The 559-nt window shown below is 52.2% G+C and carries 1 protein-coding gene; it reads right to left on the bottom strand.

Annotated features, from left to right (window positions below):
- The coding region (locus A7090_RS25365; protein WP_241957306.1) for a reverse transcriptase domain-containing protein at positions 1–537 on the bottom strand (537 nt) is incomplete at its 3' end.
- Positions 538–559 lie beyond the last annotated feature (22 nt).

Raw genomic sequence — 559 nt, 5'->3', positions numbered from 1 at the left:
CACTGCCCTGAGTAATAAATCGTGGGGAATATTATCGAATAACCCCCTGATATCAAATTCAAGACACCAGTCATACTGCCAGCAGCGTTTTCTTGTTACGGCTATGGCATCCAGCGCTGATTTTCCGGGCCGGTATCCGTATGAGTCATTCAGAAAGTCACGCTCCACTAATGGCTCAAACGTTATCAGCACCGTCATCTGCGCGATTCGATCGCTTACTGTTGGTATCCCCAGAAGTCTGCTGCTTCCATCCTTCTTCGGAATTTCCACCGCACGCACTGGCGGCGGCATCCAGCTTCCCGATGATAACCGGTTCCAGATTTTGTACAGATTTCCTTTCAGATCCCGGTCAAAATCCTTCAGCGTCTGGTTATCCACCCCGGCAGACCCGGCATTCGCCTTTATCCGCCGGTACGCTTCCACCACCTGCAATTTACTGACCTGAAACGGTTTTGTCTGTTCACCTCCAGCCTCCTCCTGCGTACAGTTGGGCCGTGGTGCAGACTGCCCGACGCTGCCCCTTCGCTCCACGTTCATTACAAACGCTTCCTCACTACTA

Source organism: Escherichia sp. MOD1-EC7003 (assembly GCF_002965065.1).
Taxonomy (GTDB): domain Bacteria; phylum Pseudomonadota; class Gammaproteobacteria; order Enterobacterales; family Enterobacteriaceae; genus Escherichia.
The sequence above is the reverse complement of the archived record's forward strand: the minus strand, read 5'-3'. Positions and strand labels throughout refer to the sequence as shown.